This is a genomic window from Corynebacterium sp., assembly GCF_043426755.1.
Classification (GTDB): domain Bacteria; phylum Actinomycetota; class Actinomycetes; order Mycobacteriales; family Mycobacteriaceae; genus Corynebacterium.
On record NZ_JBHWRP010000016.1, the window covers coordinates 1 to 9,996 of the forward strand.

Genomic DNA, 9,996 nt, shown 5'->3' on the forward strand with positions numbered 1-9,996 from the left:
ATAAGGCGAGGTGGCCATTGTGGGCTGTCCTTTCGAGGAGATGTAGGAGTTGATTCGAAAGGTACCTGCGGTGGTCGCCCTTTATCGTCTTTGGGGTCACCTACCGGCAGTTACAGATACACCACACTAACGGACGCAACCTTTGGCTTTTCTTCCCCTAGTCACTTCAGTCGAACATTCCGTGAACGCTTCGACATGACACCTCTTCAATGGCGAAAGGAATCGGAAAGGCGACACCTCTTCAACTAAGACTCCTCCGCACCATGAGTATTGACTAAATCGGACGTGTTTTTTCCTCACCAAGCCAACCCCAACCGGTCACTCTATCGCCAATATGTGATCCACGTTATATTTTCTGTACTTCACGGGGTACTCCCCGGAACTCAGTTTCAGACTTGCAGAAAGGGCACATGATGCAGTTTCATTACGATGGCTACAGCACCGGCGATCCACTCGAGATGCGAGCGGAAGGCAGTGGTATCGATCGTCCCCAGGATCTTCCTGACCGTATGGATGTAATGATCGTCGGAGCGGGTCCCGCTGGAACTATTGCCGCGGCGCAGCTTTCCCGGTTCCCACAAATTTCTACCCGCCTCGTTGAGCGCAGCGACCGTCGCTTGGAGTTGGCAAACGCCGACGGAGTTCATTCTCGAACAATCGAGACTTTTCAGGCATTTGGCTTTGCCCACGAGATTCTTGCGGAAGCCCATGAGATCACTGATATGGCTTTCTGGAAACCAGATCCCAATGACAACAGCAAGATCATTCGTGAAAGCAGCACTCGCGAATTGCCGACCCATATCAGTGAGTTCCCCATGGCGCTGCTAACGCAAACGCGCATTATCGACCACTTCAACCGATTCATGAAAAACGCTCCGACCCGTATGGAGCCTGACTACGGATACGAATTCGTCGACTTCGACGTAGATGAAAATGCGGACGATGCAGAATATCCCGTTCGAGTCACGCTGCGTCATTCCAGTGGACCGCAAGAAGGTGAAGAGGTCACTGTCCGAACAAAATACCTAGTGGGCGCTGATGGAGCCCGCAGTCAAGTACGTAAGTCACTGGGGTACCGCCTCGAGGGAAAGCAAGCTAACCATGCTTGGGGCGTGATGGATATCCACGCTAACACCGACTTTCCCGATGTGCGTAAGAAGTGCACCATCAAGTCCAACTCTGGACGCACCATCTTGCTGATCCCTCGCGAAGGTGGCTACCTGTTTCGTCTCTACGTTGACTTAGGTGAAGTGCCCGATGACGGCAGCAAGGCTGTTCGTGCGACTCCTTTACAAGAAGTAATTGACACCGCCAATCGCATCATGGCGCCATATACCGTTGATGTGAAAAACGTTGTGTGGCACTCAATTTATGAAGTCGGGCACCGGGTTGCAGACCATTTTGACGATCGCGTTTCTGATAAGACCTCGGGTGATCACCCCCGCATCTTCATCGCTGGCGATGCCTGTCATACACACAGCGCCAAAGCTGGCCAAGGAATGAACGTATCCATGCAAGATGGGTTCAATCTAGGTTGGAAACTCGGCCATGTCGCAAGCGGAAATAGTCCCCTCGAGCTTCTCAATACCTATGCTGAAGAGCGCGAAGACATCGCTTACAAGCTCATCGAATACGACAAGAATTGGTCGTCATTGATGGCAAAGCCCACCAGCGAAATGGGCAGTGCCCAGGACCTCGAGGATTTCTACCGAGCTAATTCCGAGTTCAACGCTGGGTATATGACACAATACGAGCCTTCGTCGATCACTATGGATGACCGCTATCAGGATCTCGCTACTGGCTATCCGATTGGTCGTCGCTTCAAATCTGCGATTACGGGGCGAGTATGCGACCTTGTAGAACTGCACCTAGGTCACCAGGCTAGCGCTGATGGTCGTGTCCGATTTTACGTGTTCGCTGATTCTCAAGCGTTGCACCGCGAGGACTCGAAGCTGGCGGCGTGGTCACAGTGGGCCCAAGAGCGCATCGACCCTACACTGATCGATGCCAAGGTGATCTATCAGGACTCCTACACAGACTTTGATGTCAGCCAAGTACCGTCCGTGTTCAAGCCTCCAGTGGGGATCTTCGAACTGACTAACTTCGAAAACGCCTTCGGCGTTACAAAGGATTCTGACATTTTTGATCTGCGCGGTATCTCTCGCGACGGTGCCGTAGTAGTAGTTCGCCCAGACCAGTACGTTTCAGCAATTTTCCCGCTCGATGACACCGCGGGCCTCGACGATTTCATCACTGGATACTTCCCCCACATGTAGTTCCACACCTGAACGAAAACGCCGCCTGAGGTAAAACAACCTCAGGCGGCATCAGGTATAGCGCTTGGATCCGGAACCACGTCCTCCTGATGATCGTTGAGGTGCAAGTTTGTCTCTCTTGAGATATCAACGCCCCTAGTCCAACACGCCCCAAACCTACTTGAAGACGATGTTCAATTAGGGGAACTCCCAGGGGCCGTACCAATAAGGGACACAGCCGGTGCTTGGAGGGGCCTAGGGTCCGTTATGGGAAGAAAGGGCGCAACTGGCAAGTTACGCATGTTCAAAACATCTGGCGCAAGTCTCTCCAGAGTGTCGGCCGCGGCATCGGCGAGACCTCGCCCCGCAAAATGTCGATCCTAAACTGTTGGAACAGGGCCCGCAGCGCCCGCTTTTCGCGTAAATCGTCCCAGATCCAGCAGTTTAGGCCCAGCAGTTTGGGATCAGGCGCCCCACAACCCCGCCTCTGCCCAAAGAAAAACGCCGCCTCGCTCCCCACAACGGGGAACCAGGCGGCGTTCGTCGCAAAGCGCGGCACATCGGCGAACCGGTACCGCACGAAGCGTGATTAACGCTTGGAGTACTGAGGTGCGCGACGGGCCTTGTGCAGACCAGCCTTCTTACGCTCAACAGCACGAGCGTCACGGGTGAGCAGACCAGCCTTCTTCAGGGTTGGGCGCTCAGCCGGGTTGTAGATGTTCAGCGCACGAGCAATCGCCAGGCGCAGCGCACCGGACTGACCGGTTGGGCCACCGCCCTGGACAATTGCCTTGATGTCGAACTGCTTCTCACGATCCAAAGTGGTCAGTGGCAGCAGGATGTCCTGCTGGTGCAGCTTGTTCGGGAAGTAGTCCTCAAACTCGCGGCCGTTGACCACGATGTTGCCGGAGCCCTCAACCACGGTCACGCGAGCAATTGCGCGCTTACGACGACCAACGGTCTGGATTGGGCCCTCGTGCAGCTGCGGAGCAGCAAACTCTTCAGCCTGCTCTTCGGAAGCCCCATCAGCAGCAGCAACTGCATCACCGATGGTGTAGTTGAACTCCTCGGTTGCAGCGGTAGCGGCTTCGATGTCGCCTGCCTCTGCAACATTCTCTTCGATGTTGTCTGGAGTGTTGTTTGCCTCGGTCATTACTGTGCCACCTGCTTGAACTCGTAGGTCTCTGGGTTCTGGCCGGCGTATGGGTGCTCAGAGCCGGTGAACACGTGGAGCTTCTTGATGGATTGGCGGGAAAGCTTGTTGTGCGGCATCATGCCCTTCACAGCTTCCTCGATGACGCGGTCCGGACGCTCATCCAGTGCACGACCAAGGGTCATGGACGTCAGACCACCCGGGTAGCCGGAGTGGCGGTAGCGCATTTCGCGGTCGCGCTTGTTGGAGGAAATGTGGATCTTGTCAGCGTTGATCACGATCACGTGATCGCCGGTGTCAGTGTTTGGTGCGAACATTGGCTTGTGCTTGCCACGCAGCAGGTCTGCCACGGTGGATGCAAGCTTGCCCAGCACCACGTCGGTTGCGTCGACGACGTACCACTTACGGGTAATGTCACCGCTCTTCGGGTGGTAAGTAGACATGCATGACTCCTTCGAAGTCTGTCTCGTTAGCTGCCGGCCAGGGCTTGTGCATCCTCACTCCTTGCGGCGGCCGGTGGAGACCCGTGGAGTGTGCCTGCGCTGCGTCAAGCTTTCGCTTTTCGACGATCGCGTGCATGGAAACACACAGGTGTTAAAGAATACGGGACGCTCAACCCAAATACCAAAACGCCGCCTGAGGTATGGGGTGGCCTCAGGCGGCGTTTGGTGCGGTGCGCGGTCCCCCAACCGCGTCTCCCCCGATTCTTCAGTAATTGTGGGCCGCAGCCCTGCGTTCCTCAACTACCGAAGTTTAGTAGCGGCCCAGCACTCTGGTTCGTCGTATCTGCCCCCACGTGTGTGATGGGTCAAGGTTGAGTGCCGGCCGCAAGTCTGTGGTGATTATCCCCCGGTCCAGCTGCGCGCGATGGCGGAGTTGATACCCTCCATGCGGCTGGAACCCTGGCGGACGTTCTCGGCGATGGTGGCGAGCACTTCGTTGAGCTCTTTAGCTGCAGCATCCCACTTGCGCTGATGGATCCAGTAGTTCTCGGCGGCCTCACCGGTCCAGCTCTGCGCCATTGGGGTGAGCATGTTGTTCAGTTCCTCAAGCTCAGCGTTGACGCTGCGGGCGCTGGAGGAAATGTCATCAGAGGCGGCTGCCAGGCTGCCGAATCCGTACTTAATTGCTTCTGACATCGGATGTCCTTTCGTGATTTGTCTTTGTGTGGATGTGGTTTTACAGGGCCAGGCCCTCGTCGGGCATGATCGCCGAGAAGACCTCGGCGTTGGCGGCTTCCACGTCTTCGTAGCTGCCGGCGTTGGATCGGATGTTCACGGCAATGTCGGTCAGTGCCTCGCTGAGGCGGCGCTCGGCATCGTCGTAACGCACCATCAGATCAGTGAATGTCTTCTGTGCTGCACCATTCCAGTACGCGCGGGTACCTTCGACGACGTTCTGGACGCGCGCCAGTTCTGCCTGGACTGCGCCGTTGACATCGTCAGTATGGTTTGCTGCGGTGCGCATGACGTCAGCTTCTGTTTGGAACTCTTGGCCTGCGCCACCTGTTGGCTCGCTCATTGTGTTCAAATCCCCCTCGTGAAGTGCCCGGATGCGGGCTGTGGTTGTGTGCGAAAGAACCAGGGCGGTCTTTCTACTTGTATTGGACTGTCAAAACCCTCAAACGGTTCCGTCGAAGTTCAAAAAACTTTTCTTTCTTTCATTTGCCCAGCTCACAGCTGCTGCGTGGGTGCGGTGTAGGTGGCAGATTCGTAGGCCATGTGGCAGGTTGCTCGCTGCACGGTGGTCGGGGCAAAACGAGTGTGACACCCCACCGACAGCTGCATATCGCCTTCCACCCACGTCACCCAGGTGGCCTCTGATCCGTCAACGGCATACTGGCGGTATTCGATGTGGTGGTCGTCCACCGCCACCAGTTCCAGTTCTTCATCCATGCTGATCTCCCGCTCGACCTGTTGAAGCAGCTGGTCGCCCGGCAGTCCGTAGAGGTCATCAATGGCGAGCTGGAGGCGAAAATCAGGGTCGTCTCCCTCCGCCTTCCACATGTCATCGTGGGCCTCCAAGTGGAATCCGGCGGGCAGAGTCACTTCGAGGCCGTCCTGAGCCAACACCACCGTCTCCGCGGCTTCGGCTGCCTCCTCGGGCTCCGGCGCGATGGGCTCAGCCACCGGTTCCGGTGCAGGAGAGGACGCCGACGTGTCCGAAGCAGCCACATCAGTCCCCGGCGCGGGACCAGAGTGACCAGAACTCATGCCCACCGCCCACAATCCAGCCCCCAGCACCACGGACACCGTGGCGCCAAGGACGACAACTGGCAGGCGTGAAAAAGATGGCGCGGCCTGAGATTCCACCGGACGGATCAACCCCGTGAGTTCCTCTGGCGCGGTGCCTTCGGCAGACGGTGGAGGTGGTTCTTGATCTGGCGCGCCGGCCTCTTCGGTTAAGGGATCGTCGTCACGCACAACAGCGTAGGCAGCGAAGCCGACCATCTCGCTGGCCGCAATCAGCTCTGCTGCGAAGTCCTCCTCGGCGGTGATAGCGATGGTGTGCCCGGCGGGTTCGTCGCCAACCAGCGTGAGGCAATATTCGACCAACGCGCCGGGGCTGGGGTTGTCGTAGCGGAAGTAGGTGGTGTCGGCATCGATGATGGTCACCGTTGGAGTTACGGTGATGGTCAGTGTGTTCATTGCGGGTCCTCCCCTACGGTCTGATCGGTGCTGGCAACCTGCATCATTCCCACCACGGTGTTGTCGGACACTAAGGTTCCACGACCCTGTGGTTGTGGTGTGGCGCGCACGCCGAAGATGGCGCCCTCATCGCGGTTGCCGTCCAGAATCAACACGTTCGGGCGTTCGTCCTTCAGCGCCCCGAGGAAGCGGCCGTGGATCGCGCGCCCCACCCCGCCGAACTTGCGGGCGATGAAAATGTGCATGCCGATGTCTGCCGAATGCGGCAGTAGCTCAAGCAGCGGACGCAGGTGCTCATCGGGAACTAGGTCGAGGTCGTCGATGACGATATAAATATCGGGGCCTTCCCACCATGAGCGCCCTGCCAACTGCTCGGGCGTGACATCGGGCCCCGGCAAACGTGCCCGCAGTGTTGTCGCCGCCTGTCCCACCGCCGTGGCCACCGCATCCGTGGTCGGGGCATAGACGGCTACCATGTCCTCGTCGATACGCCCAAGGTGCGCCCGGCGCGGGTCGACGATGACCAGGCGCGCGTCTTGCCGCGGTTGCTGTTCCACCCAGGCCATCAGCGCGGCAAGTGCTGTAGATTTACCGGATTGAGCCTGGCCTGTGACGAAGAAGTGCTGGCCATCCATCGGTAGTGGCGCCAGGTCCGGCCCGCCAATACCCAGGATGGGTGTGCTGCCAGCGTCCTGAATCTCTTCCCACGCGATGTGGGCAGGCAGCATCCGTAGTTGCGGCACTTGCTGCATACCGGCCCGGCGGGCTTCGCCGGCGATATGAGCAACATCCTCTTTTGATGTCTGCGCGATCAGCATCATGCGCCCCTCGGCGTCGAGGCCACGGCCAGGGTCAGTCGGCAGCTTTTGCTGCTGCTTGCGCCCAATCTGCGAGTCGAGAGCCTCGCCGAGGCGCAGCTCTAACCGGTTGCCGATCAGGTCGCGTATCGACGAGCGCAGCGATGTCCACCTCTGCACCGAGAGCACCAGGTGGATCCCGGCCGCCGGCCCATCAGAGGCGAGGCGGCTCAGTGCAGTTCGTAGGTCATCAAATTCTTGATCCGGGCCGATCAGGGCCTGCCAACCGTCAATGACCAGCACCACGTCACGGCCGGCTGGGTGGTCTAAGAATCCGACCACCTCGTCGACAATGCGGCGCAACTTCTCCGGCGCCGCCCGTGTCGCGATACCAGCCACGTGCGGCAGCCGGGACAAGTCATGAAACTCACCGCTGCCTGCATCGATAATATAGAACGACACCTGCTCAGTGGTGCTCGTCAGCGCCAGGGATGCCACGATGGTACGCAGTGCCGTGGACTTGCCGGTCTGTGGTCCGCCGGCAATTGCGAAGTGGCCACCGGCACGCGACAGGTCCACCCATAATGTGTCCTGGCGCTGGTGGTACGGCAGGTCCACCAGGCCTATCGGGGCGCGCAACAGTGGCTCCCCGTGAGCGGGGGTCTGCCCGGCCACCCTGGACAGTTCGATCGCGGCCGGCAGAGGTGACAGCCACACCGGATGGGCACTGAGACCTCGTTCAGCAGCGGCGGTACTGGCCAGCTCTACCACGGCATGCAGCAAGGTGGTGGACTCGTCGTAAATGACAGGAGCCTCCGGCGCCGCGGCGTAATCGTCCCACCCTGTGTATTCCTGCACCGTGATCGGCGGAGCCCCCTCTGCCGGTTCGCCCCGGCGCGCCAGCGGCCCAGACACATAGGCCGCCTGGAAGCGTGTCAGCTCTGCGGAATCTTCCCGCAGGTAGCCCGCGCCGGGCGTGGAGGGAAGCTGGTAGGCATCGGTCACGCCGAGGACTTGGCGCGATTCCGCAGCGGAGAACGTCTTCAACCCAATGCGATACGACAGGTGTGAATCAAGCCCGCGCAGCTTTCCTTCCTCCAGCCGTTGGGAGGCCAGCAGAAGATGTACTCCCAGGGAACGACCAAGGCGCCCCACGGCGACGAACAAGTCGGCGAAATCCGGGTGTTGCCCCAGTAGTTCAGAAAACTCGTCCACCACGATCACCAACGCGGGCAAGGCTGCAAGGTCTGGGCGCGTGCTCAGCCGTGCGGAGGTGTAATCAGTGACGTTGGCGAAATTTCCTGCCTGGCGCAGCAGTTCCTGCCTGCGGTTGAGTTCGCCAGAGATCGCGTCGTACATGCGCTCTACCAAGATGGCTTCGTTGTCGAGGTTGGTGATCACCGCGGAGGTATGGGGCAGGTCCTCGCACCCCAGGAATGTAGCGCCGCCTTTAAAATCAACGAGGACGAAGTTGAGTTCTTCGGGCGAATGCGTCGCGGCCAGGGCGACCACCAGGGTGCGCAGTAGTTCGGACTTTCCGGAGCCCGTGGCCCCGATACACAGCCCGTGCGGCCCCATGCCACCGTGGGCCGATTCCTTCAGGTCAAGCTGCACGGGAAGGCCGTGTTCATCCACCCCGATGGGCACTTTCAGCCGGTTGGGTGTCAGTTCACGCCCAGGCCACAGCGCACGTGGGTTGAGCTGTTCGATGGCCGGCATGCGCAGCAACGCCAACACATCATTGTCGGCGGCGGTTCCATCGCCTGCCTCTGGGCGGCGCAACGGCGCCAGCCTGCGCGCGATCAACTCGGCTTCGGCGGCGGTGAAGGCATCGGGAGTACCCAGTTGCTCCTGCCCCACCACGGTATACACGGAGACGTGGTCGTCGATATGCACATGGATGCCATCCTCATCAGCGAAGCGATGCACGGGGTCAAGCGGATCCGGCGCGATGACTACAGTGCAGCGCACCGCGTTACCGCTTTCGCTTGTCGACGATTCCGCCTCCACCACCGTCTGCGACAATTCGGGTGAACCAACATCGACCACGGTGACCTGCAATTCGGCACTTTCTGGGTCGCGGGTATGCGCCGTCCATTTCAGCCACTGCGCTGTTCCCGGCGTGCACCGGTTGGTGATGCCCACGGTTTCTGGACCGTGGAAAAAGATCAACTGTGACAGCATGGACCAGGCCATTTCGGCCGCTCTTGGCCCCGAGAGCGTGATCAGCCGAAAAGCCCGAATCTGCACGACGATGGGGATATCGTGGACAGAGCTGACGGCCGCGACTGCCCGGCGCAAGCTCACCGCGCAGACAGGGTCCAGATCCTCTGTCGAGCCCGGATCATCCACATCGACCGGTGTGCACAAAGAACCAACGCCCAGGCCCAACCGCACCTCCCCCATGTGGGGATCGGCATCAAGCCGCTCCCACACCCGCGCTGGATCCACGGTGGAAAGGAGCTCGCCGGGGTGCGGGTGGTGGAACACCTCGTGCTCGCGCTGCTGCTGCGCGTTCTGCCTGGCCTGCGCGCTCAGCGCGTCGAGGTGACGGAGGTAGACGCGGCGTTGCTCGTCGATATCCCCCGTCTTTTCTGGCGGGGAGACCATCATCAGCATGCTCATGCCCATCATGAGCGGAAAGATCAGCATCATCGGGCTCATGCCCCGACCGGATAACGCCATGATCAGCACGATCGCGGCGAGAGCGCCGATCATCACGATGGGCATGATGATGCGGATCAGCGGTTCGGGCGTGGGCCGCTGCGCCTCCGGAACAGGTTCTGCTTTCAGTGTTCCCTGAGGCAGGTCCGGGCCACTGATTCTCTGCGCCGGTGCGACAGGCGTAACAACATTGTCGTGATAGGTGCCAAGCACATTTCCCCCTCTTGATCACTGCCCTAGCCGACTGGTCCCCCCGACCAGTCCCCCGTTGCTGTGGACACGCCCGCCATCTTAAGACACAATGAGGACACGCGTGCGGTGAGGGGATCGCACCGCAAAGAAAAGAACATTCGGGGGTATTTATTCCATGTCTGCTGCCATGCACCACGTGGTGCGACTGACGCTGCGCCTTGATATTGGCCAACATCATTCCGCTGTCGATGTCACACTTCCCAGTTCATCGAGTCTAGCGGAGGTTT

7 protein-coding genes and 1 pseudogene are annotated in these 9,996 nt (G+C 59.5%); 2 read left to right on the forward strand and 6 right to left on the reverse strand.

The window, feature by feature from the left end:
• Positions 1–141 precede the first annotated feature (141 nt).
• Both ACHFGA_RS01665 and ACHFGA_RS01670 read left to right on the forward strand, forming a co-directional pair.
• A pseudogene (locus tag ACHFGA_RS01665) lies at positions 142–249 on the forward strand (AraC family transcriptional regulator); the annotation flags it as partial.
• A 164-nt stretch (positions 250–413) separates the two neighbouring features.
• Positions 414–2,276, forward strand: coding sequence for an FAD-dependent monooxygenase (locus ACHFGA_RS01670; protein ID WP_394280735.1), 1,863 nt, complete (start codon positions 414–416; stop codon positions 2,274–2,276).
• 568 nt (positions 2,277–2,844) lie between these two features.
• Here the strand turns inward: ACHFGA_RS01670 and rpsI are convergent.
• From rpsI to eccCa, 6 genes are all read right to left on the reverse strand, one after another.
• Complete coding sequence (gene rpsI / locus ACHFGA_RS01675; protein ID WP_394280732.1) at positions 2,845–3,408, reverse strand: 30S ribosomal protein S9; 564 nt, start codon at positions 3,406–3,408, stop codon at positions 2,845–2,847.
• Positions 3,408–3,851, reverse strand: a complete 444-nt coding sequence (gene rplM / locus ACHFGA_RS01680) for a 50S ribosomal protein L13 (protein WP_018581673.1) — start codon at positions 3,849–3,851, stop codon at positions 3,408–3,410. Before rplM ends, rpsI begins: the two co-directional genes overlap by 1 nt.
• A gap of 399 nt (positions 3,852–4,250) precedes the next feature.
• Positions 4,251–4,547: a WXG100 family type VII secretion target gene (locus ACHFGA_RS01685; RefSeq protein ID WP_018581672.1), complete on the reverse strand. Its 297-nt coding sequence runs from the start codon at positions 4,545–4,547 to the stop codon at positions 4,251–4,253.
• A gap of 40 nt (positions 4,548–4,587) precedes the next feature.
• Positions 4,588–4,929, reverse strand: coding sequence for a WXG100 family type VII secretion target (locus ACHFGA_RS01690; protein WP_018581671.1), 342 nt, complete (start codon positions 4,927–4,929; stop codon positions 4,588–4,590).
• Positions 4,930–5,081: 152 nt separating this feature from the next.
• Positions 5,082–6,056 (reverse strand): type VII secretion-associated protein, encoded by a 975-nt coding sequence (locus tag ACHFGA_RS01695; RefSeq protein WP_394280733.1) that lies wholly within the window; start codon positions 6,054–6,056, stop codon positions 5,082–5,084.
• Positions 6,053–9,730 carry a type VII secretion protein EccCa gene (eccCa, locus tag ACHFGA_RS01700; protein WP_394280734.1) on the reverse strand — a complete coding sequence of 1,226 codons (3,678 nt, stop codon included), beginning with the start codon at positions 9,728–9,730 and terminating at the stop codon, positions 6,053–6,055. Before eccCa ends, ACHFGA_RS01695 begins: the two co-directional genes overlap by 4 nt.
• Positions 9,731–9,996: the final 266 nt, after the last annotated feature.